The following is a 22684-nucleotide window of genomic DNA, read 5'->3' as shown; positions in this document are numbered from 1 at the left end:
TTTTTTTAATTACAGTAGGGAATGATAATTTCGAACCGAAATTATGTTTGGAAGGTGTTCGTTATGAAATCAAAAATTTTTCTATTACTGATGGGAATACTCTTTACGGCCCCAGGAATCGGTGGAGCGGTGGGGACGGTACCTAACACCCATGATCATTTTCATGATCAGGAATGTGATTGCGAGGCGGAAGAGGGTTCGCAGCATCATAAAAGGACTAAAGATTGGCAATCGTTTATCGCAGAAAGGGAAAAGCAACTGTTGGGGTATGTGAATCAATTTACCCCAGAAAAAAAAGCAGAATGGACAAAGGTCCTTGAGGAGAAGAAACAGCTGCGAAATAAATGGATGAGTCCAGAGAATGCAGCAAAGCGGGAACAATGGCATAAAGAAAAAATGGAGAAAATGCAAAAACTTCGAAAACAGTTAGAAGAAGGCAAGATTACGAAGCAAGAATTTGTTAAGCAAATTCACGGAGGAAAAGACATAGGCCATTGGAAGTCTTTCCGCGAATTAGAAATAGCAGCAGAGAAAAAAGAGACAAAGAAAGCTACAACCCTTCTCAATGGAATGCTAAGGCAGTATGAAGAACATAACAAAAGATTAAAGGAACTTTTAGCTAAATAACAAAAAAATGCCAATCCCATCAGGATCGGCATTTTTTTGGGAAATACTCCCGTAACTAAAAAGTCATTATGAAGGAAATCTTATAAGACGTGAGGAGGTAGAGACATGGATCGGAAAAAAATGATGCTAACGACGGCGGCTTTGGGAGCTGCCTATTTAATGCGGAATGAAAAATCTAGAAAAAAATTAATGAAACAATTTCAAGGACTTGCTGAAAGAGGCAGAAGATAACACAAAATCCCCTGACCATTCAGGGGATTTTCATTGCAGACCTATTTTTTGGGGTCGGCAGAATCTTTTGCTTCTTTGATGTCTTCGATTATTTCTTCTTTCGTATCTTCCACTATATCCTGTGTTGCATTTTTAAATTCACGTATCGACTTTCCAAATGCACGTCCTATTTCAGGCAGTTTATTTGGTCCAAAAATAACCAATGCAACCACAAAGATAAGGATTAGCCCCGGAACCCCAATATTCGATAACATATAACTCATCTCCAAACAAATACTGGTTCATCATACATATAATATCTTTTGGCCTATTAGAATGCCAGACTTGTTTCATTGAAAGAGCAGTCAAGCCATTTTATGTTATTTTGAACGAACAACTACATTTTCAGTTGCTGTTTTCTGATAAAAGTTTTTAATGGCACGGTCGGTATAAACCCAGCCTTTCCAGCCGATATGAATAGTGTCTTTCATGAAATACGGATCATATTCATGGCTGGAGAAATCGGCTACTTGAAATCCCTCTGCTTGTATTTGTGATTTTACACGATTATAGTAGGATAACCGTCCTTCTTTTGGGAATCCAGTATAATCATACCATTTCCCATTTACCGGGATTGAAATAAACAATGGTTCTGCTCCCGCATTCTTTAATAAATCCAAGATTAGCTGGAAATCATCATACTCGGGTGAGACGCCGTATGAGGCTCCTTCTTTTGTATCTCTAAGGGAAGGGACCATTTTTTTTATATGATTGTATTGACTGTTTATCACATAGAAATGATTATTCGTCGATTTCCTCGCACCAATATGGTCAGCTTGAACGGCTAATTGCTTCCATGTTTTTTGTCTAACTTTTGGACTTAATTCTCGGTTCCGCTGAAACCCACCTGCTAAGGAATAATAAAGATCTTTCTTAATCAATAAATTTCGATAAACTTTAGCGAAAGGAGTAGCTAACATTGCTTTCCGTTTTGTCCATGGGTCTTTCGTAATTTCAGCTTTATATAACGTTGATAAGATCGGGTCATTTTTAACAGGTGAAAAAGCTAATAACCGTTTAATTGCTTTTTTCTTCAGAGCAGGATTGATTTGCTGATTAAAAGCTAAATCATATCCTTGCAAGGAAGAGTAGTTAGGAACAAAATGCGACTCATCAGTGCCATTCGGCTGGAACCATTGCGGTGATAAGATAAACACCATTTTTTTCCCTTTCAGCTGATTGGTGTGCTCCGAAAAATTCAAAAAGTGGATTAACGATTCAGTTCCACCACGGCCAATTAAAAAGGGAGTAAAACCAGCATGTGTTTCTTTGAAATAATTTGAAGGATGAAACCGGTCCAGTCTTGCTAACTCGGAAGAACCATAAACGGGAAGATACCGTGGATCATCCAGCATTTTTTGCTGAATATACTTCCCTTGGAACATAAATGGATTCAATTCTGTCGCTGCTTCGGCAACACGATTTTTAGGAATGATCATCTCGATCCATTTATTAGGAATAAGGACGATTCCAAGCAATACCACCAATGCAAAAATTAGTGGTGAAAAAATCACTTTTTTCATTGAAAATCAGCCAATTGAATGGCAATTTGATTTGGTGTATTCCAGGTATCTCTATCAAATTCGGTGATAGGGACAATAATTCCAAACCGCTCTTCTAGTTGTACAAGCAGTTCTACAGTACCGAAAGAATCTAGAAGACCAGCTTCAAATAGATCTAGATCAGGATTTTCTTTCACACAGTCATCCTGACATATTTCTGCTAATAAGTTAATCAATTCATTTTTAAATTCCATTTTATTCAAACTCCTTTATGAAATAATTGTCCTGAAAAAATGTAAAAGCCAAAGCAAATTACATGAAATGTTATAACAATGGAAATGATCTTTGTATATCGATTTTGCGGCCACCATTTGTGTTTTTTATTAAATTGCTCAAAGGAATTGTACAGGACCATTAAAATGGCGTGATAGACACCATATAAAATATATTGAATTTCTAAACCATGCCATACACCCATTAATAAAAACAATAAAACGTAGCCAAGATTAGAAACAATGTTTCGATTTTTGATCCATTTTTTCTTTGTCATCCAAAAAACAAAGCGCATAAAGACATAATCCCTAAACCAAAAGGACAGGCTAAGGTGCCAACGGTTCCAGAAATCTTTCAAATTCCGGCTGATAAAAGGCCGATTAAAGTTTTCTGGTGACTTAATGCCCATGATATAGCTGACCCCAATCGCAAACGCACTATAACCAGCAAAATCAAAGAACAGATACAGACTATATCCATACATATAATAAAGGTGATTCTCTAAATGGCTATGGGCGATAAAGCGCAAATTAGCAATAAAATAATGATTAATCGAGTAACCAATTATATATTTGTATAAAAACCCGCGAAAAATTTTGTTGATTCCTTCGTAGAGCAATACTTTGTATTGATCACTGGAAATTTCGGCTGTCAGTTCTTTTTCGAAACGACGATATCGATCAATCGGTCCTGAGGAAATTGTCGGGAAAAAGACGATAAAGTAGATAAGCCTCGATAAAGGCAGATCTTTTTTAATTAACCCATCGCGAATCTCCATGACCATTTGCACGCCTTTAAAAGTTAAATATGAGATTCCTAGAAACCCTATCATATTTATCTGTGAAAAATAGGGCAGTAGCTTCGACATAACCAATGGAAGAATCGATAAACCTACTGCGAGATAAAAGGCGTAATTGGCATTGGATTTTGTACGATAAGCCTTGTAGCCGCGAATTAATGCGACTTGCCAAATTGTAAACAGCAAAAGTGCTACGGCCTGTGTGAGTGACGATGAAAATATAATCGCCAGCGCAAAAAGGGTAATGACCATATTGTAGGTATGAAACCTTTTTCCCCTTAAACCAAGTATAATCGTAGGCGTCAAAAGAACGGCAAGAATGAAAAAGAATGAAAAAGTACCATAAGGAGTCATTGCATAACCAATTCCCTGATCATTTTTCTATCCAATTTTCCGTTTGGCGTTAATGGAAGGTCTTCTTGATAAAAAAACTTTTTAGGAATCATATAAGCAGGAATCATCTCGCCAAGTTCCTTTTTGATCGCACTGGTTAGCTGATATTCTTTTTCGAAATGATGTTCGCCTGGAACCACTACAGCCATTAAAAATTCGATTTTATCTTTTTGGTAAACTGGGATAACGGCAGCTGATTTTACATAAATAGATTTGGCAATATGATATTCGATCTCCTCCAGCTCCATTCGATACCCGTGAAGTTTGATTTGAAAATCAATCCGGCCTTTATAAAATAGTAACCCAGTTTCATCTTCATAACCGGCATCCCCGGTCCGATAGGCCCTTTGTCCGTCAACATCAAAAAACGCCTTTTTAGTTAATTCAAGCTGACCAAGATACCCTTTGCTCACACCAGGACCGACAATCACTATTTCCCCGGTTTCACCACTTGGAACCTGATTTCCGTGTTCATCTAATAGAATAATGTTTGTATCCATTTTTGACTTCCCAATTGGGAGAGTTTGATAGTTTTTCAGAATTTCTTGTGTAATTTCCAAAGATGTAACCGCGACAGTCGCTTCTGTCGGACCATAGGTATTAAATATTTTTGCATGAGGGAACCGCTCTTTAAGCTGTTGGCAAATGGCAACCGGCAAAATTTCCCCGCAAAATAAAAATACTGACAACTCCGGTAATAGATTGTGATTGAACGAAGGATCCATCAAACACATTTGTACAAACGATGGTGTCGAGGTCCAAACTTGTATATTGGACTGATTAAGGGCCTCGAACAATAATTTCGGCTTTGCAATCATGTCTTTCGTAATGGTAAAAATGGTACCGCCACTGGCAAGCGCAGGGTAGATGTCCATTACGGATAAATCAAAGGAATATGGAGCCTGGTTCAGAAAACGGAGTCCTCCTTGAATGGGAAAATCGTTCAACATCCAATCAACGAAGCTTTGCAAATTATTGGCAGAGATTTGCACGCCTTTTGGACGACCGGTGCTTCCTGAAGTATAGATTATATAGAAATTCTTATCTCCCTCGATCCTATCCGCTCCTGTTTTTACATGGTTGGAATGGGACATGATTTCTTCCATTTGGACGACTGTAACGTCATGGTCAATTGCTAATTCATTAGTCGTATCAATGATCAATTCTGTTTGGGCACTTTCTACCATTTTTAAAATCCGATCATGTGGGATCGAGATATCAACAGGGATATACGGATGTCCTCCTATTACACTTCCTAAGAAAGAAGCAATCATTGATGCGCCCATATGACCATAGACCAAAATAGGTGAGCTCTTTGTCAATTTTTTCGATTCCAGATAACCGGCAATTTGGTTAGATTGCTGCCATAGCTCCCCGTAGGTCAATTGAGAGTCTGTAGAAATATAAGCCATTTTTTCTGGATGATTCAAGGCAACATATTCAATATTGTCTAGTAGTCTCATAGTTCTGGCATCCCCCTTTAAAAATCGTTGTATATATAGGTACCTGCACTGGCATCATTAAAGCCGTACATGAAAAATAACAATAATAAAATGATTAAATAGTACAAAAATCTTCCGGTCCAATTTACTTTGGGATTCACGAAACATTTTTTTAATTTTTCTAACATGTTGGATAGCCCCCAAGGAATTTATCGATGTAAAAGACAGCTTTTCATCATCTAACCCTTATTAATCTTAATTCGGCAACCTGTTTATTGCATTAAAACATAATGAGAAAACCATTAAAATTAAATGGACATTTGATAAAAAATGACCAAGTGATGTACACTTGGTCTCTTCAAAACCTATTCAACTAAAGACGATTGAACATAATGGTATAAAAGTTTGCTTGTGTTCTCAAGCGATGTTCGGTGGGTCCGTTCAAACGCATGCGATGAATCAATTCCCGGTCCAATTAGCCCATGTATAATATCATGTCCGGCACGAATGGCTGCAGAGGCATCTGAGCCGTAAAAGGGATAAAGATCTAGTTTATAACCAATGTTGTTCTCCTCGGCAAGCCTAACCAAATGTTTTCGCAATTCATAATGATAAGGACCACTTGAGTCTTTTGCGCAAATGGAGACGGTATATTCATCCGTGGATTGTCCATCACCGATAGCCCCCATATCCACAGCCAAATACTCCACCGTTTCCGGAGTAATATTGGAATTTCCGCCATAACCTATTTCCTCATTATTTGAAATCAAAAAATGAGTTGTATAGGGGAGAGTCATATTCTCCGTTTTAATCTGTTTCATTAATTGAAGCAGAATAGCAACACTTGCTTTATCATCTAAATGCCGTGACTTTATGAAGCCACTTGGGGTAATTTCAACCCTTGGATCAAACGAAACAAAATCTCCAACCTCTATTCCTAAAGCACGAACTTCTTCAGCATCTTGTACTCTTTCATCAATTCGAATCTCGATATTTTCTTGATTCCGTTCTTTTTTGTCAGCATCTTTATATACATGGACGGAGGTTTGGTGCATTAGAATGGTACCAGTATATTTTTTGCCGTTGTTTGTTTCAATTTGGCAGTATTCACCTTCAATTGAATTGTATTTAAATCCGCCAATTAAATCGATTCGTAGCCTGCCGTTCGCTTTGATTTCTTTTACCATTGCTCCCAATGTATCAACATGTGCTGTCAGCATACGATGCTGTGTTTTGTTTGTACCTTCAATGGTTGCAATAAGACCTCCTTTTCGATTCCGTACAGTTTTAATTTGCAGTTCAGCAAGAAACTTCTCAACAAAAGTAATCACTTCTCGAGTATTACCAGATGGACTAGGGATCGAAACCAAGTCCTTAATTATTTGCATTGTATCCTCTGAATTAGGAAAAGCCATGTATGTACCCCTTTCTGAATGTTTATCCAATTCTTATTATATTGGTTATGAGTTTTTATTTAAACCAACCTTTCTTCATAAACCACCATGACATGCCAATGGCAATGGCTGCCATAATGAAAAGGATGCCAAAATAACCGTATTTCCAGGTTAGTTCAGGCATATATCTAAAATTCATTCCATAGAGTCCTACAATAAATTGAAGCGGCATGAAGATGGTCGTAATGACAGTAAGGACTTTCATTACATGGTTGGTTTGTTCGGAATTGATCGAGATATAGCTATCGCGAATATCGGTGGTCAGCTCTCGGTTTGCCTCAATCATTTCAGTTAATTTTAATAAATGGTCATGAATGTCGGAAAAATAGACCATTTTCCCTTGAATCTCCTGCATTCGTTGGGAATTAAGTATTCTATAGACGAGGTCCCTCATCGGTGTAATTGTATGTCTGAGGGAGAGAAGCTGATGCCTAGTATCAAATAAATCCTCCAATAAGGATTCTGTTGACCTTCCTTTGGAATTCTCATCAATTTCACTTAATCGATCTTCAATTTGATAGATAGGCGGGAAATAATTATCAACCATCTTATCAATCACGTTATATAAAACATGCGCAGGATCCCATTTCTCAATTTGTGACGAATGGCTTAAACGATTCCATGTTTCATTGATTTCAATGGATGGCTTATGATGAAACGTGATGATATATTTGCTGCTAATAAAAAAGTCAATTTCATCTTTTGAAATGGTTTCTTGATTTAATGATTGTGTGACAAAAAACGTATAATTTTCGTAGTAGTCAAGCTTCGGCCTCTGAAGATGGTGAATACAATCTTCAATGGCCAAAGGATGAAAGGAGAGAGGATCCCTCAGCAGATCGGTCTCATCTTCAGTAGGCTGATTAAAATCAATCCAATACCACAAATAATCCCCATTTATTAATGTAGCAACATCCTGATTAACTTCCAATTCATAAGTTTTGGTTACCCCAATGTTTCTGATCATATGAACTCCTTATTTTTTAAAACGTTTGCTAGTCGCAGAATAGATGGATTTCACTATCCATTTATTCTGCGACTTTTTATCCTGATATGTAACATATAGGCTTTGTAGTCCTAGAAAACCTACGACCATCATACCACTAAATACGATGAAAACGGCAAAATATTCAAATGGATTATAGGACTTAAAATGAGACCATTTGATATTGCCAACCAAATCATGAGTAAATAAGTTCATGCTGAAAATACCGCAAATCACTGTATATAAAGTTAAAATGAGAAGCAATAAACTATCCCTCTTTTTACCTGCTTCCTCCTGATATTTAAATAGGGTAAATTGTATGTCCTTTATATTGGCATATAAATGATCTATACAAAAGCTTTTTCTCAACAGTTCAAACACCTCCTTCGTCGCAAAAGTAGCAGGCGACAAAACATAATAATAGTTTGACATGAAAGCATTGATGAGAAAAAGAATTTGCTTCACTTCTTTCTTGTTCCTCTCCGTATGTATGATGGAATATTGCCCGACAATGTCTATGAATATTTGATTAAAAAATAAATGAATGAGCAAGGAATAATAAACAGACCCAAAAAATTGTTCTGCTGAACGATTGAATAGATTTCCCTCTTTACAAGAGAAACAAAATATACATTGATTTTCATGCGTCATGTATGTAAACGGCCTACATTGTTCTGGACTTTCTATACTTTCTGATTCAGAAAAGGAGATTAGTGACGCTAAAAAAATATTTTTAAACTGAAGCAAAGAAAGTTCTCCTGTATTTAACAAATTCTCACGAATCAATTGTGGTGCCATCGAGAAAACCGAATCGTTCAACTCTTTTGTCTGTGTCAAAATTGGATTGTTTATTTCTAATCGAACAGTTAAAAAACCAATATGATAAGGACAAAAAATCAAATCGGCTGAAAGGATTTGATATGGAAATGGTGAATTGGCAGGGGAATAACGGTTTAACTTTTTTGAATAGCGAACAAATCCCTTATCTACATGTTGCGGGAAAAGGATTTTATTGGCGTATGGAAGAAAATCAGTTTCCAGGCGTGAATGATTCACAGAAAAATGGCCATAATAGGAAGTTTCCATTTCATGATCATTTAGTGAGAACGGTTGAAATTGTTGGTTTTGGAATACCATACATAGTGATTGAAGGTCTGCCCTGTCATAGGAAAAGGGTAGAATAATTTGAAATAGCCCTGTTGAAATACGTTTTTGATTCTTCTTCATGTTCGATGGGATCCTTTCACAAGATTCTCTAATCAACATTCCCGAAACAAATTGAACTTAACCAAAAAAAGTCTGATTCATACTATTTAGAATAAAATGCCAATCGTTGTGGGAAATTACTGGGAAAGCAATTTGTGAGAGGTAGACAATATGCCGACAGGGAAAGTGGAATTCATCAAAGATAGTTTGAAAAGTAAATTTCAACATACAGAGGATTTAGTATTCAAGGAGAATTTCACGAATGAAAAATACCTTGAAGTGCTCTATATAAAAACAATTAGTGATGAAACATTATTACATGATAACGTATTGAAGCCGTTTTTTGAAATACAAGGTGTGGAGTCATTTTTAAACTACTTACAATCTCACCCTAAAGTGAGCCTATATGAAACGGAACAGAAAACCATTGATGAAATTTTAAGAGGGGTCGCCATCCTATTTTATTTGGACTTTGTCTTTTTATATGATTGTAAAATTGATCGAAATAATGCAATCCAGGATACAACGGTTGAAACAACGATTCAAGGTCCACAAGCGGGTTTTAGCGAGAGTCTACCAATAAATCTAGGTTTAATTCGTCAACGGTACCCTGATACTGCCTTAACAATGGAGTCGACAACCATCGGCAGGATTTCTAGAACAAAGGTGATGATTCTTCATGATCAAAGATTCGCCGATGCGCAAACGTTGGAGAAAATAAGACAATTTGTTAACTCAATCGATATTGATATGTTCCAATCGCCAGAGCAATTACTGGACATTATTAAAAAAAAGAATCGTGCTCTAATCCCCGTTATGCTGATTACGGAACGTCCGGATCGGGTTGCCGTTAACCTGGCAACCGGAAAAATTATTATTATGTTGCAGGGGTCGCCATTCGCTGTTGTACTTCCAACGGTTTTAAAAGATCTGATGTCCTCGATGGAGGATATCTATCAAACCTATTGGATTGCCAAGTTTTTGCAGATATTAAGATATACAGCTTTTAATTTTAGCCTTCTTCTTCCTGGAATTTATGTTGCAGTTACCAGCTATAATCCTGAGTTATTTAGGATGCAATTAGCATTGTCCATTGCCGGCAGCAGAACAGGTGTCCCGTATCCATCCTTTATTGAAGTGCTCCTGATGCTTTTTATGGTGGAGTTGTTGACAGAAGCAAGTATCAGACTGCCAAAAGCAATCGGACCTACAGCGACAACTGTTGGTGGTTTAATTCTTGGACAGGCAGCAGCTGAAGCAGGACTGGCTAGCAATATTATTATTGTAATTGTATCCTTTGTTGCCATTTCAAACTTTGTCATTCCCATTAACACGTTTAGTTTTACCATTAGGATTTTGAAGTATTTTATCCTACTCATGGCAACAATCTTTGGGCTAGTAGGTGTAGTTCTAGGATTTTTTATGATTTTGGCTTATTTTGTAAGGCTAGACAGTTTTGGAACACCATTCTTTACGCTCTTACAAAGTAAACCAAATCAGAAATAATACGATCGGGGGGAGGGTTTTGAATCGGTATTTTCTTTACTTAGTCTTCACTAACATGTTGATGAATGTGATTATTTTCGTACCGAAAATCCTTATACAATACCGGTATCATGGCGCTGTGATGGCAATGATCGTTTCATTACCGATTGGTATAACCCTTTGTTATTTATTCAGCTACTCCCTTTCAAAATTTCCAGAACAAGGTCTACCGGAGATCTTGGCAAATGTGAAACATGTGAAAGTGAAGGCAGTAATCATTTGGGTTATACATTTTGCTTGGTTTTCCGCTGGTCTGATGTCTCTCGTTGGTTTTATTGATATGGTTTCAAGGTTTATTAATCCAGAGATGCCGAAATTGATGCTCATATTTATTTATTTAATCGCCGTATTTCTTGTTATAACTCTCTCGACAGAACGGGTAATGTATCTTTTGGAAATGGTTTTATTCCTAAATATACCATTTATAGGGTTTATTATATTTAAAGCTCTTTTTAATGAAGCTTTATCTTGGGATTCTATGCTTGAGGTTGGGACACATCTATTTGAAATGCCAAACCTTATAACAATAGGAGCAGCAACCTATGTATTTACTGGTTATATGAATTTAATTATTTTCAATCGGGTCATAAAAGGGAAACTGAAAATATGGAATTTTATCCTCATTTTTTTCTTGGGAATATTAAATTCGATCACTACTTTCTTTATACCAATTGGTTTTCATGGTTCTGATGGCGCCCAAGAATTTCTCTATCCCTGGATTTCAACAGCTGATTCTTTAAGGCTAGTTTATAGCCCAATCGAACGAGTTATTTTTCTATATTTAATGGCTTACATGAGTATCACAATGATTAGTGTTTCCATTCATTGGCATTCCGGTCTGGAATTACTAAAAGGCAGCTTTAAAGTGGTAACTTCTAAAAAGATTGGGGCGATTCTACTAGCCTATGCAGCATGTTCTATTATTGGGGTGCTATATTTAAACACTGTCATGTTAAATAAAATTGTCCAATATTGGATGGTTGCACGTTTAGGACTGGAGTTTGTCATCGTGTTTTGCTTTTTCTTTTGGGCCAGGAGGAAGGTCGCATGAAGAATGAAATGTATCTACAACATGTTTTTCTAATTCTTTTGATTTCGGTCTTGTTATCCGGATGCGGATTTAAAGATATAGATAAACGGTTTTTCGCGGTTAGTGTTGGCGTAGACCCTGCAAAAAATACTTCAAAGAAATACCTAGTCAGTTTAAAATTTGCAGTTCCCAGTGGCTCAAGGGATCAACCCAGTCAAATGGAGATTGTAACCCAAGAAGCAGATTCCATTTCCGAAGCAGTGAGAATTATTAAAACAAAGGTAGACAAAGAAATAGACTTTAGTCATTGCAAAGTAATTTTATTCGGTGAAAAATTGGTTAAAGAGCCGGGGAATGCGGGGTTAAATTATTGGTTTACCCGAAGAAGGGACCTCCAAGAAATTGCATGGGTCGCTATTGCTAAACCAACTGCGATGGATGTATTAAAAGTAAAGCCAAAAGACGAACAACTTCCATCCAATGCCATGTTTCTTGCTTTAGGAAGGGATGGTTCAGAAACTCCGTATGTGCTATCAGAATATCTGTTTGATTTTAAATTTCGACTAATTGAAAAAGGCATTGATCCGGTTCTGCCGATCATACAAGCTAAAAAAAATATTTTAGAAATTAATACNNATTTTATTAGGAATGAAGAAGAAAAGAGTGCTTTATGGGCGCAAAAGGGTAAGGTAAAGTTCATCGTTAACACTGAAAAAGTAAAAACTAAATACCGGATTTATACCCCGAAAGGAAAACGGCCATATATAAAAATGACTATGAATGTGACAGGAAATTTGGAGGAATCGAATCGAAAAATCACGAATTCCCAATTATCAATATATGAAAAGGCATTAGAAAAGCAGTTGAATAAAGATGTTAAACAATTATTAGTAAAAATCCATAAAGCCGGGGTTGACCCTATTGGTTTTGGATTGCGTTATCGGTCAAGGTCGTTTAACGATCAAGATTGGGAACAATGGAAAAGAATTTATCCGCAAATTGAATTTAAGATAAATTCAAAGGTACAAATTACGGATACAGGGTTAATCGAGTAAAAAGGGCATCCGAATGGGTTCGGCTGCCCTTTTACTATTACACAATAGTTGTAGTTTCTTTACTACGCATAGCTTGCGGAATATAGACACAGAATGGTTCACTTTCTAAATAATCTCCTGTTACTGCATACGTTCTGGATCGGGAACCACCGCAAATTTTATTGTACTCACAAACACCACATTTACCTTTATAGTTGTCAGGCTGACGCAGTTCTTGGAAAACTTTGGAGTTTCGGTAAATATCGGCTAAAGACTGCTCTCGAATATTGCCTCCGATAATTGGCAGCAATCCGCTTGGCATGACATCACCAATGTGGGATACAAAGGCAAAACCGTTGCCGTCATTTACCCCTTTTGGTGCACGCTTTAAGCCGTCGTGCATAGAAGCAAAGTCGGTGGTAATGGTATCCTCATAGTGAATTTCACCTTTTTCCACTAAGTGGTCGCGTGTTTTTTGCTGTAATACTACTCTACGATAGTGTTGAGCTGCGGTTGTTTTAATATCATATGGAGCCGTTTTGCTTAAATCATACAGCCAGCGGAACACTTTCTCATGTTCTGCAGGGGTAATACAGGCATCTAATTGCCCGCGTCCTGTTGGAACCAATAAAAATATGTACCACATAACTGCACCTAGTTCAGCAACTAACTTCGACATTTCTTCAAGGTGGTCATAATTATAGCGGGAAATGACCGTATTAATCTGCAGCGGCATTTCTAATTCATTCAAGTACTTAATTTTTTCAAGAGTAAGATCAAATGAGCCGGGGACTCCACGGAAGTGATCGTGAATTTCAGCAGTAGGGGCATCGAGACTAAATCCCCAACGTGAAAGGCCGACTTCTTTAGCACGCTTCATTTTATCAATCGTTACGTTCGGTGTCGCACTTGGTGTCATGGAGACACGCATTCCTTTTTTTATCGCGTAATCTGCCAATTCGAATAAATCCTCTCGCATCATGCAATCTCCACCGGTGAACACGAGCATGGGATTATCCATTTCATAAATTTGATCAATTAGGTTAATCCCTTCCTCATGAGATAATTCCCTTGGGTCTGCTGCTAGCTGTGCATCTGCACGGCAATGTACACATTTAAGTTGGCATGCCCTAGTAACCTCCCAAATCACTATAAAGGGGTTTTGATCATAATCAATTGTTTTACTCATACCATGGGGATGTCCTTTACTAATACCCTGCATAATATCACCAAGCTTCTATAGATATTTTTAAAATGATAGAAATTGTCTCTATAGGTACATTATAAATTTTCGAATACTGCTTGCATGGAAGGTTTGTTACAATATTTCTACATTCTTCCTCATGAAATCGTTAGATGAATATTACAATTATGTTACAAAAATATTACTTAATGTCTAGTGAAATCGTGTTAAATCATTTATAAATATAAGTTTTAAAGAATATTAATTTGTTAAAATGTTGGAACCATTTTCAAAGGCAGGGATTGACTTCCATGAAAGCCATATCTTTGGGGATGATTTCAATCGTATTCCTCCTTTATGATGAAAATATAAATGATAAAGGAGTGTTACAATCGATGAAAAAACATCTACTGACAGTAGCAGCAGCTGCCGGCATCATGTTTACAGCATTTGGAGGTTCTGTGAGTGCGGCTGAAAATACGTATACAGTCCAATCAGGAGACACCCTTTGGAAAATCTCGCAAGCTAATAATGTATCTATTTCAGATATAAAAATATGGAATAACCTCACAAGTGATACGATCTATGTAAATCAAAAACTCACATTAGTAGCTCCACAAGTCATTAAAACTTACACTGTTCAAAGCGGTGATACCCTTTGGTTGATCAGTTCTCAAAATAATATGACTGTGAGCCAATTAAAAACAATTAACAATTTAACTTCAGATACCATTTATGTTGGACAAGTTTTAAAATTAAGTGCTGATTCAACGCCGGCACCGACACCAGCGCCAGCACCAGCGCCAGCGCCGACACCAGCACCGACACCAGCACCAGCACCGACACCGGCGCCAACCGTTTCAAAGGCACAGATGGTGATGGATGAGGCGAAAAAATATATTGGAACTCCGTACCTATGGGGCGGGAATACACCAGCAGGCTTTGACTGCAGCGGTTTTACCAGCTATGTATTTAATAAAGTAGGAATCACCATACCTAGAACAACTTCTTCTCAATATACCAATTTAAAAATAGTGTCTACTCCAAATCCTGGTGATTTAGTATTTTTTGAAACCTATGCACCAGGGCCATCTCATGTGGGTATCTATCTTGGGAATAACAAATTTATCCAAGCAGGAACATCCACAGGTGTCACCATCAGTGACATAACCACTACTTACTGGAAGTCACGCTATTTAGGTGCCAGAACAGCATTTTAATGGTAAACACACGTCAATCCTGGCGTGTGTTTTTGTATATATTAAACATTTTCACTTAGGTAAAATTAGACAAAAAAAATACCCGACTTTGAGCCGGGCAGCAACAGAAAAATCTATGTTAAAGGGGGCGGAGGTTGTAGGTTCTCTCCTGAACCATGCTTTTATATTAAAGGATAAATATGAACAAACTATGAAGGAACAATTAATAGATTAAGAAAAATAGGGACAAGGCTATTACGATATTTTTTTAATTTTTATAAACGTAATTGAATCCCATGAAAACCAGATACTCATAAAAATACTAACAACACCCGTCATCAGCATGATTTCTCCAACTGTCTTCATTCTCTCAGGCGAAATGTCCTCGCCGAAAACGAGCCCTAAAATAATGGACGAGAAAATAGAACCTAAGTAACGGCAAGTCTGGAACAAGCCGGAGGTTGTCCCAATAATGGATTTTGGACTCTCTTTTAGCATGGATACCTGCAGCACAACATTGCCAATTCCGTAACTCATACCCATTATGGATAAAATGATTCCAATCATAAAATAGGAACCACCTACAAATCCAAAGATAAAGGCAAAAGCTCCAATCACTGATAAAAGCGCTCCAACAAAGATCGGCTGATTAACCCCTTTTTTATCCGCCCATTTTCCCGCTACAGTCGAAATAATGATACTCACTCCTGACATAAACAGCATTAACATTCCGCTTTTCTCCACACTTAAACCTAAAACCTCCTGGAAATAACTAGGCAAACCAAAAAACAAACAATAGAAATATATATTTAATGAGATAAATTGAAGATAAACAAGTGATAACTTTCGGTGAGTTTTAAAGATCCGTACATTTATAAAAGGTTCACTTACTCGTAATTCCCACCAAATAAACAAGATAAAAAAGAGAATTCCCACAATTCCTGATCCATAATGAACCTGTGTTTCAAATGATAATAAAAACCATAAAAAGAGCGCTAACCCCGCGGAGAAAAGACCAATACCTATAAAATCTAGGTGAGCCCATAATTTTTTTATGGTTTCTTTATCCTTTTTAACATCCTTTGGAAATATAAACCAACCTAAAATAAAGCTGATTACGACAAAGGGGAAATTTACCCAGAAAATAGCCTGCCAATTACCCCAGACAATTAAAAATCCACCAATGGTTGGCCCCAATGCCACCATTGCTGAGGCAAAAATAGATAAAACTGCCAGAGCAGAGGCTTGTCGCTCTTTAATATTGTCGCGAATTAATGCCATGCTAGATGGATAAATGGCGCTGCTGCCGATGGATTGAATCAGACGCATGAAAATCAACATCAAAAATATCCCTGAAAGCGGGGCACCAACAGCTGAGAGTGCCACCAGAACGAGCCCGAATAAGAATGTTTTTTTACGACCAAATATGTCGCCGATTTTCCCAGTAACCGGCTGTGCCACCGCACTTGCCAAATAAAAAGAAGAAATCAGCCAGGAAACGGTCGCGAAAGAAAGATGGAAATCTCTTTGAATGCTATGTAAAGCGAGAGAAATCATGGAGGAGTTTAACGGATTTAACATCGTACCTGATGCCACACCGGTAATAAAAAGTGCGCGTGATTTTTTCAATGAATTCATTCCCCTAAAAATCGTATATCCTCATTGTTTCCTTAAGCAGGAAAACTAGTATTTATTTTTCGGCTTTTTAGGAGAAACCATACCTGATTAACATTAAGATTGAAACGATTCTAGGAATAGCCCTCCTGACCATATAAATAAGTTAGAAACTTTGTGCCTAAGAGAGAGAGAAGGAGGGACTACGATGGAGGTAATTGGGAAAAGTGTTATACGCAAAGAAGCCTTGGATAAGGTCACCGGCAGGGCAAAGTATACAAACGATTATCAGTCTGTTCCCATGTTGTCAGCCAAAATGGTGATCAGCCCATATGGACATGCAAAAATTATCAAAATTGATACAACTGAGGCAAGAAAGGTTCCCGGGATAAGGGCAATCCTTGCTGGTAAACAGCAGTATCCCTTAACTGGAGAAGCAATCCGAGACCGGCCCCCCATCGCTGTTGATAAAGTCCGATATCACGGGGAACCCGTTGCCGTGGTCGTGGCGGATACACCTTCACAGGCTAAAACCGCTGCTGATCTCATACAAGTACAATATGAAATACTCCCGGTGGTGAACTCCCCTACCCAGGCATTTCAACAAGGAGCGCCACTTGTCCATGAACGTCTTGGAGATTACCAAAAAGAAAAGGATTCTTATCCAGTGCCTGGCACCAATATTGCAACTCATATCAAAATTCGCAAAGGGGACATGGAAAGGGGCTGGGCGGAAAGTGAAACGGTTGTTGAGGCCAGTTTTTCATTCCATCCCTCTGATCATGCAGCCATGGAGACCAGATGTGCGACAGCTGAAATTTCGCCTGATGGAAATATCATCATTATTACCTCCTCACAAGCCCCTTTTATGGTTAAACAATTAATCTCAGAGTATTTTGGGGAAGACATGGGGAAAGTGATTGTCCATACCCCACTGGTAGGAGGTGCATACGGGGGAAAGGCTTCGGTCCAATTGGAAGTTTTGGCCTACTTAGCTTCAAAGGAAGTGGGGGGTGCCCCAGTTACGCTTTTAAATACCAGGGAGGAAGATATACTTACTTCGCCATGTCATATCGGTCTGGATGCTACGTTTAAGATTGGTGCAGATCGAAATGGTTACATTAAAGCGATGAATATTCAATATTTATGGGACGGCGGTGCCTATTCTGATAAAGCCATTGACGTAACAAGGTCTGGAGCAGTCGATTGTACAGGTCCATATAAAGTCGATAATGTATGGTGCGATTCCTATTGTATGTATACGAATCATCCATATCCAGCACCATTCAGGGGGTTTAGTCATTCTGAAATCTCCTTTGTAATCGAAAGAATGATGGATCTTCTTGCGCAAAAATTAAACATGGATCCCCTTGAACTACGTTACCGAAATGCTATTTTACCAGGTGATACAACCCCCACTCGAGTAAAATTGAACAAGAGTAATCTAGGGGATTTACGAACGTGTATTGAAAAAGTACGTGAGTTAATGGAGTGGGAAAAGGGGCAGGTCTATGAGATCAATGAGCGTTACGTAAGGGTAAAAGGAGTCAGCTGCAGCTGGAAAACCTCAACCATTGACCCAAACGCGCCATCTGGTGTGATATTAACGTTCAATCGTGATGGAAGCATCAATTTAATGTCCGGGGTGATTGAGATTGGAACCGGGACCAAAACGGTACTTGCGCAAATTCTTGCTGAAAGGCTGAAGATGGATGTTAATGAAATCCATGTTCGAATGGAGGTTGACACACAAACAACACCCGAGCATTGGAAAACAGTGGCGAGTAGGGGCACTTATATGGCGGGCAGGGCATTACTCGAGGCAGCAGATGATGTGATTCGTCAGCTTAAAGAAGTAGCTGCCTGTGTTATGAGAGTCCCTAAAGATGACTTAGAGATTGCGAATAGTCGTGTCTACTTGAGAGATGACCCATCAATTGGGTTGCATTTTAAGGAGATAGGATATGGATACCAATTCCCAAATGGGAACTCCATCGGTGGTCAAGTCATTGGGCGTGGTCATTATATTTTAAGGCATCTAACCCATCTGGATCCGGAGACGGGAGAGGGGAAGCCAGGACCGGAATGGACCCCTGCGGCTTATGGAGTTGAAATTGAATTTGATCGAATAAATTATACCTACCGTTTGCTAAAAGCTTGTACGGTACTTGATATTGGAAAAGTAATGAATGAAAAAGCGGCATTGGGACAAGTCATGGGTGCGATGAGCATGGGTCTGGCTTTTGCCGGGAGGGAAACCTTCTATTTTGATGAGTTGGGGAGGATTTTAAATCCTCAGCTAAGAACGTATCGGCCATTAAGATACGGTGAAAACCCTGAATATCTAGTTGGCTTTGTAGAAACACCCCAGCAGGATTCTCCTTATGGTTCTCGAGGAGCTGGTGAACATGGTCTTTTGGGAATGCCGGGTGCCCTTGCAAATGCTTTGTCAATTGCGGCCGGAGTATCTCTGCATAATCTGCCGCTGACCCCAGAACTTATCTGGAAGACAAAGGAGGGAATTCGTTAATGCTTCCCTTTAATTTTGACTATTATCGTCCCAAAACCTTGACGGAGGCAGTTGAATTATTTCAATACTTTCAGCATCAAGGAAAGCACCCCTATTTTTTTTCAGGAGGAACTGAGCTGATTACATTAGGTAGAATTGACCTCTCCTATGCAGATGTAGTGATTGATATAAAGGAAATCGCCGAATGCAAGGTAATGGGGTATGACGGAAATTATTTAGTGCTAGGAAGTACATTAACATTAACACAGATTGAGGAAGGTAATTATTATCCGTTATTATCCAAAACATCTAGTGAAATTGCCGATCATACTGCCCGCGGAAAAATAACTCTAGGTGGAAATATCTGCGGGCAAATCTTTTATCGGGAAGCTGTATTGCCCTTTTTGTTGGCGGATAGTCAAATGGTTATTGTTGGTCCTGAAGGGGTAAAAGTGGAGTATATCAATGCCATCTTTCAGCAAACCCTTCAATTAAAGGGTGGAGAAGTATTAACCCAAATTGCTACTGAGAAAAAGTACATTGATGCACCGTTTATTTCCATCAAACGCAGACAGCAATGGGAAACCGGGTATCCCTTAATCACGCTTGCAGCTCTTAAAATAGATGGTGAAATACGACTGGCCTTCAGCGGACTGTGTCCGTTCCCATTCCGGTCTAGTGAGGTTGAGGGAATTCTAAACCAAACTGATGTACCAGCTGAAACGAGAATTATGAGTGCGATGGATTTTTTACCACAGCCAATATTACACGATATCGAGGGTTCAGACAAATACCGGTTATTCGTGTTAAAGAATTTATTACATGAACTCCTGGAAACCTTTAATAGTTATTAAGTTTTGTAGTGATGAAATAGGGAGGGGAGAACGTGAAAATTCATACAAGTATACTGCACGTAAATGGGGAGGAACGACAGGTAACCATTCAATCTTCTGATACCTTGTTATATATTTTAAGAAGCCAACTAGGTTTGACCGGGGCCAAACCGGGATGTTTAAATGGCGACTGCGGTGCCTGTTCTATTAACATTGATGGCTGGCCCATGAAGTCATGTCTAATGTTGGCTGTGGAAGCGGAAGGGACAGATATTACGACGGTTGAAGGATTAAATAATGCACCCATCCAACAGGCATTTATTGAAAACTTCGCTTTTCAATGCGGTTATTGCACACCTGGTTTTATTATGAATTGCCATGCACTAATTAAACAGCATCCGGATGCAGACGATGAAACTATAAAAAAATGGTTACAATCAAATATTTGTCGCTGTACCGGTTATGCTGAAATAGAAAAAGCCATTAAAACTGTTCTAAGAAACGAACAGGAAACGTCCGGCTAAAAGCGGATGTTTTTTTATGTGAAAAGGTTGCCTATAAAAGGCAACCTTGCTACTGTTTTTTTAATCGAAAATACGTATCCATGACCCTGCGGCCAATTTTGAGATTAGCACGGTTATCGTTCTTTTCACCTTGATACGCCCAGGGAACCAGCACGGCCATGGCAACCTCAGGGTGAGTACTAGGGGCGTAGCCGACTAAACTCAGGTTCATTACCGGCGGTGGCTCTTTTCCGTAGTTTTTTCGGAAAGGTCCATCATAAAATGCCTCAGCTGTACCAGTTTTACCAGCGGGAGAATAACGAGCATTTCCAAAAAATTTATATGCCGTTCCTCCGGGTTCCTGCATTACTTTTTTAAAGCCGATCTGAACCCTGTTCATCCATTCTTTTTTCATATCAATCGTGTTTAGAACTTTCGGGTTCATCTCTTGAAAAACAGGACCAACTTCATCGGTATCACTTGGTGCGTTTCGGATCTCTTTCACAACATGTGGCTGCATCCGATTGCCGCCATTAGCAATCGTAGAAATATATTGAGCAAGCTGCATAGCAGAATAGGTGTCATACTGACCAATCACTAGATCGAGCAAATAACCGGGAAGCTTGCTGGTCCCTTTAAAACCGGTCTGTTCATTGGGGAGATCAATTCCAGTCCGAGTTCCGAGGCCGAAGGAAGCAAAGGAATTTCGAATCGTTTCAAATGCCATAGGATTATTAAAGTTTAAAGGCTTGTCATACTCATAATGTCCTTTGCCCATTCGAATGGCAGTATGAAACATATATACGTTTGACGATTTCTTTAGTGCACTTATTTCATTCAGTCTCCCTAAATAGGCATAAGATTTTTTAATGGGAGTGTCTTTAATCTTGATCCCAGAATCATCAAAAGTGGTTCCGGGTGAGATGGCACCTGTTTTATACCCTGTTAAAATGGTAGCTCCTTTAACAGTAGAACCAACATTATAGGTTGTCGTAAAGGTCCCAAGTGCATCATCAATCATTTCTGTCCTTCCGGTATCTGGATTTTTGATCATTTTTTTACCGGACATTGCCAAAATTTCTCCGGTAAAGGGATCCATTAAGACGACATAAGCTCTGTCAGTTAGGACGGTCCCGGGCAACTTTTTGACAGCCCACAGCTCGTCTTCGATAATTCGATCAATTGCCTTTTGCAAATCCATATCAATAGTCAGGACTAAATCCTTGCCATTTTTTCCATCCGTAATGGGATGAGATTCAATCACATTGCCTGATTTATCCGTAACATTTCTGATTTTTGATTTGTATCCGCGCAATATTTCTTCATATTGAAATTCTAATTGACTTTTCCCTACGCGATCATTTCTATTGTATCCTTTGGAAAGGTAGTATTCCAATTGCTCAGCAGGCAAGCCCTCTTCAGAATTGGTTACCTTACCCAACAATGATTTCAAGGTTAAATCAAAAGGATAGGTACGTTCCCAATCTGTGGTGGTATCGACGCCAGGGAGGGATTGTAAATTTTCACTGACTACTGCAATTTCATGATCCGTTACATGTTCATTTTTAACAATCTGTGGGGAAAACTTATAACCGTTGTTAAATTCTTTATAAATAGCCAGTACTTCCATATCTCTATCTGATATTTCTTTTAATTCCGCTTCCGTGATCCGTTCCAACTTTAACCTGTATAAATCGATGTCGGATAATTTTTTTGCGGTGTACAAGGCATGTTCTTGCTTGGTTATTTTTTCTTCAGCACGTTTCGGATTCTTTAAAACCCAAAAATCCCGCTGATCCCTATCCGTCACTTTTTCAGTAGTTTTTTCAATTAATCCGGCCAATTTCTCTGCCGTCTCCAACAATTCAGTCTGACTATACCCTTGATTCGTAAAGGTAATGGCTTTTCTGGGAGTATTATTGACGATCACTCGGTAATGACGGTCAAACATTTTTCCGCGAGGAACAGGATTACTGATGGTTATAGCTTCTTTACGCTCTAAATCCCTCTTGAAATTTTCGCCATATACAATCTGAACAAACCCTAATCGTAAAATCAGGATTGAAAAAAGCAAAAATACACTAAAAAATAACACATTTAAACGAAAGGGAAAGTGTGACTTTTTCTTTTTTTGTTGCTCCAAATGATCTTCACATCCTTTACGACCGAGATGTCCACACCATACTTATTTTGTTATAGATTGTAAAATTTATACAAATTCCATTGTGCTTAAGTTAAAAGTATTCCAACATTACTAAAATTAAATAGTTATTAATAGTATTC

General features: G+C 38.4%; 21 protein-coding genes. 9 read left to right on the top strand and 12 right to left on the bottom strand.

The features are described from left to right. Positions 1-63 precede the first annotated feature (63 nt). A complete protein-coding gene (locus tag V7083_RS02125) occupies positions 64-627 on the top strand; it encodes a hypothetical protein (protein WP_335474877.1) in 564 nt (187 codons plus the stop codon). Between the two features lie 105 nt (positions 628-732). After that, complete coding sequence (locus V7083_RS02120; RefSeq protein WP_335474875.1) at positions 733-858, top strand: hypothetical protein; 126 nt, start codon at positions 733-735, stop codon at positions 856-858. A gap of 41 nt (positions 859-899) precedes the next feature. Here V7083_RS02120 and V7083_RS02115 read toward each other — a convergent pair whose 3' ends face one another. The 9 genes from V7083_RS02115 to V7083_RS02075 all read right to left on the bottom strand — a co-directional run bounded on the left by V7083_RS02115 (position 900) and on the right by V7083_RS02075 (position 8972). Next, positions 900-1112: a twin-arginine translocase TatA/TatE family subunit gene (locus V7083_RS02115; RefSeq protein ID WP_335474873.1), complete on the bottom strand. Its 213-nt coding sequence runs from the start codon at positions 1110-1112 to the stop codon at positions 900-902. Positions 1113-1217: 105 nt separating this feature from the next. Beyond that, complete coding sequence (dltD, locus tag V7083_RS02110) at positions 1218-2420, bottom strand: D-alanyl-lipoteichoic acid biosynthesis protein DltD (RefSeq protein WP_335474871.1); 1203 nt, start codon at positions 2418-2420, stop codon at positions 1218-1220. After that, entirely contained in the window at positions 2417-2653 is a 237-nt protein-coding gene (gene dltC / locus V7083_RS02105; protein ID WP_335474887.1) for a D-alanine--poly(phosphoribitol) ligase subunit 2, read from the bottom strand. Before dltC ends, dltD begins: the two co-directional genes overlap by 4 nt. 5 nt (positions 2654-2658) lie before the next feature. Beyond that, positions 2659-3825: a D-alanyl-lipoteichoic acid biosynthesis protein DltB gene (gene dltB, locus V7083_RS02100; protein WP_335474869.1), complete on the bottom strand. Its 1167-nt coding sequence runs from the start codon at positions 3823-3825 to the stop codon at positions 2659-2661. Beyond that, positions 3822-5327 carry a D-alanine--poly(phosphoribitol) ligase subunit DltA gene (dltA, locus tag V7083_RS02095; protein WP_335474867.1) on the bottom strand — a complete coding sequence of 502 codons (1506 nt, stop codon included), beginning with the start codon at positions 5325-5327 and terminating at the stop codon, positions 3822-3824. Before dltA ends, dltB begins: the two co-directional genes overlap by 4 nt. 17 nt (positions 5328-5344) lie before the next feature. Continuing rightward, the gene (gene dltX, locus V7083_RS02090; RefSeq protein ID WP_335474865.1) at positions 5345-5494 is read right to left on the bottom strand and encodes a teichoic acid D-Ala incorporation-associated protein DltX; all 150 of its coding nucleotides are present in this window, start codon (positions 5492-5494) and stop codon (positions 5345-5347) included. Positions 5495-5671: 177 nt separating this feature from the next. Further along, positions 5672-6721 (bottom strand): M42 family metallopeptidase, encoded by a 1050-nt coding sequence (locus V7083_RS02085; protein ID WP_335474863.1) that lies wholly within the window; start codon positions 6719-6721, stop codon positions 5672-5674. Between the two features lie 55 nt (positions 6722-6776). After that, positions 6777-7727: a magnesium/cobalt transporter CorA gene (corA, locus tag V7083_RS02080; RefSeq protein WP_335474861.1), complete on the bottom strand. Its 951-nt coding sequence runs from the start codon at positions 7725-7727 to the stop codon at positions 6777-6779. A 9-nt stretch (positions 7728-7736) separates the two neighbouring features. Then, positions 7737-8972: a hypothetical protein gene (locus tag V7083_RS02075; protein WP_335474859.1), complete on the bottom strand. Its 1236-nt coding sequence runs from the start codon at positions 8970-8972 to the stop codon at positions 7737-7739. Positions 8973-9122: 150 nt separating this feature from the next. Here V7083_RS02075 and V7083_RS02070 point away from each other — a divergent pair, with 150 nt between their 5' ends. From V7083_RS02070 to V7083_RS02060, 3 genes are read left to right on the top strand one after another with little or no spacing between them, the layout of a single operon-like run. Further along, a complete protein-coding gene (locus V7083_RS02070) occupies positions 9123-10457 on the top strand; it encodes a spore germination protein (protein WP_335474857.1) in 1335 nt (444 codons plus the stop codon). A gap of 19 nt (positions 10458-10476) precedes the next feature. Beyond that, positions 10477-11547, top strand: coding sequence for a GerAB/ArcD/ProY family transporter (locus V7083_RS02065; protein WP_335474855.1), 1071 nt, complete (start codon positions 10477-10479; stop codon positions 11545-11547). Continuing rightward, entirely contained in the window at positions 11544-12581 is a 1038-nt protein-coding gene (locus V7083_RS02060; RefSeq protein WP_335474853.1) for a Ger(x)C family spore germination protein, read from the top strand. Before V7083_RS02065 ends, V7083_RS02060 begins: the two co-directional genes overlap by 4 nt. Before the next feature lie 37 nt (positions 12582-12618). Here the strand turns inward: V7083_RS02060 and V7083_RS02055 are convergent, their stop codons facing one another. After that, positions 12619-13749: a TIGR04053 family radical SAM/SPASM domain-containing protein gene (locus V7083_RS02055; protein WP_438823684.1), complete on the bottom strand. Its 1131-nt coding sequence runs from the start codon at positions 13747-13749 to the stop codon at positions 12619-12621. A gap of 389 nt (positions 13750-14138) precedes the next feature. Between V7083_RS02055 and V7083_RS02050 the strand changes: the two genes are divergently transcribed. Beyond that, entirely contained in the window at positions 14139-14963 is an 825-nt protein-coding gene (locus V7083_RS02050) for a C40 family peptidase (RefSeq protein WP_335474849.1), read from the top strand. A gap of 234 nt (positions 14964-15197) precedes the next feature. Here V7083_RS02050 and V7083_RS02045 read toward each other — a convergent pair whose 3' ends face one another. Next, positions 15198-16580, bottom strand: coding sequence for an MFS transporter (locus tag V7083_RS02045; protein WP_335474847.1), 1383 nt, complete (start codon positions 16578-16580; stop codon positions 15198-15200). 184 nt (positions 16581-16764) lie between these two features. Between V7083_RS02045 and V7083_RS02040 the strand changes: the two genes are divergently transcribed. From V7083_RS02040 to V7083_RS02030, 3 genes are read left to right on the top strand one after another with little or no spacing between them, the layout of a single operon-like run. Beyond that, positions 16765-19086 (top strand): xanthine dehydrogenase family protein molybdopterin-binding subunit, encoded by a 2322-nt coding sequence (locus tag V7083_RS02040; protein WP_335474845.1) that lies wholly within the window; start codon positions 16765-16767, stop codon positions 19084-19086. Then, the gene (locus tag V7083_RS02035; protein WP_335474843.1) at positions 19086-19919 is read left to right on the top strand and encodes an FAD binding domain-containing protein; all 834 of its coding nucleotides are present in this window, start codon (positions 19086-19088) and stop codon (positions 19917-19919) included. The genes V7083_RS02040 and V7083_RS02035 overlap by 1 nt, the downstream gene beginning before the upstream one ends. A gap of 32 nt (positions 19920-19951) precedes the next feature. Then, positions 19952-20422, top strand: a complete 471-nt coding sequence (locus tag V7083_RS02030; protein WP_335474841.1) for a (2Fe-2S)-binding protein — start codon at positions 19952-19954, stop codon at positions 20420-20422. A 49-nt stretch (positions 20423-20471) separates the two neighbouring features. Here V7083_RS02030 and V7083_RS02025 read toward each other — a convergent pair whose 3' ends face one another. After that, positions 20472-22544, bottom strand: a complete 2073-nt coding sequence (locus tag V7083_RS02025; RefSeq protein ID WP_335474839.1) for a peptidoglycan D,D-transpeptidase FtsI family protein — start codon at positions 22542-22544, stop codon at positions 20472-20474. Positions 22545-22684 lie beyond the last annotated feature (140 nt).

It is taken from the genome of Bacillus sp. JJ1764 (assembly GCF_036962145.1).
In the GTDB taxonomy this organism is placed as follows: Bacteria; Bacillota; Bacilli; order Bacillales; family Cytobacillaceae; genus Neobacillus.
The sequence above is the reverse complement of the archived record's forward strand: the minus strand, read 5'-3'. Positions and strand labels throughout refer to the sequence as shown.

Bases quoted from the DNA above. Each gene is read 5' to 3' on its own strand.
- dltB (WP_335474869.1), bottom strand. From the start codon at position 3,825: ATGACTCCTTATGGTACTTTTTCATTCTTTTTCATTCTTGCCGTTCTT.
- V7083_RS02085 (WP_335474863.1), bottom strand. From the start codon at position 6,721: ATGGCTTTTCCTAATTCAGAGGATACAATGCAAATAATTAAGGACTTG.
- V7083_RS02045 (WP_335474847.1), bottom strand. From the start codon at position 16,580: ATGAATTCATTGAAAAAATCACGCGCACTTTTTATTACCGGTGTGGCA.
- V7083_RS02115 (WP_335474873.1), bottom strand. From the start codon at position 1,112: ATGTTATCGAATATTGGGGTTCCGGGGCTAATCCTTATCTTTGTGGTT.
- V7083_RS02035 (WP_335474843.1), top strand. From the start codon at position 19,086: ATGCTTCCCTTTAATTTTGACTATTATCGTCCCAAAACCTTGACGGAG.
- dltD (WP_335474871.1), bottom strand. From the start codon at position 2,420: ATGAAAAAAGTGATTTTTTCACCACTAATTTTTGCATTGGTGGTATTG.
- V7083_RS02075 (WP_335474859.1), bottom strand. From the start codon at position 8,972: ATGAAGAAGAATCAAAAACGTATTTCAACAGGGCTATTTCAAATTATT.
- dltC (WP_335474887.1), bottom strand. From the start codon at position 2,653: ATGGAATTTAAAAATGAATTGATTAACTTATTAGCAGAAATATGTCAG.
- V7083_RS02070 (WP_335474857.1), top strand. From the start codon at position 9,123: ATGCCGACAGGGAAAGTGGAATTCATCAAAGATAGTTTGAAAAGTAAA.
- V7083_RS02125 (WP_335474877.1), top strand. From the start codon at position 64: ATGAAATCAAAAATTTTTCTATTACTGATGGGAATACTCTTTACGGCC.
- dltX (WP_335474865.1), bottom strand. From the start codon at position 5,494: ATGTTAGAAAAATTAAAAAAATGTTTCGTGAATCCCAAAGTAAATTGG.
- V7083_RS02040 (WP_335474845.1), top strand. From the start codon at position 16,765: ATGGAGGTAATTGGGAAAAGTGTTATACGCAAAGAAGCCTTGGATAAG.
- corA (WP_335474861.1), bottom strand. From the start codon at position 7,727: ATGATCAGAAACATTGGGGTAACCAAAACTTATGAATTGGAAGTTAAT.
- V7083_RS02055 (WP_438823684.1), bottom strand. From the start codon at position 13,749: ATGAGTAAAACAATTGATTATGATCAAAACCCCTTTATAGTGATTTGG.
- V7083_RS02120 (WP_335474875.1), top strand. From the start codon at position 733: ATGGATCGGAAAAAAATGATGCTAACGACGGCGGCTTTGGGAGCTGCC.
- V7083_RS02050 (WP_335474849.1), top strand. From the start codon at position 14,139: ATGAAAAAACATCTACTGACAGTAGCAGCAGCTGCCGGCATCATGTTT.
- dltA (WP_335474867.1), bottom strand. From the start codon at position 5,327: ATGAGACTACTAGACAATATTGAATATGTTGCCTTGAATCATCCAGAA.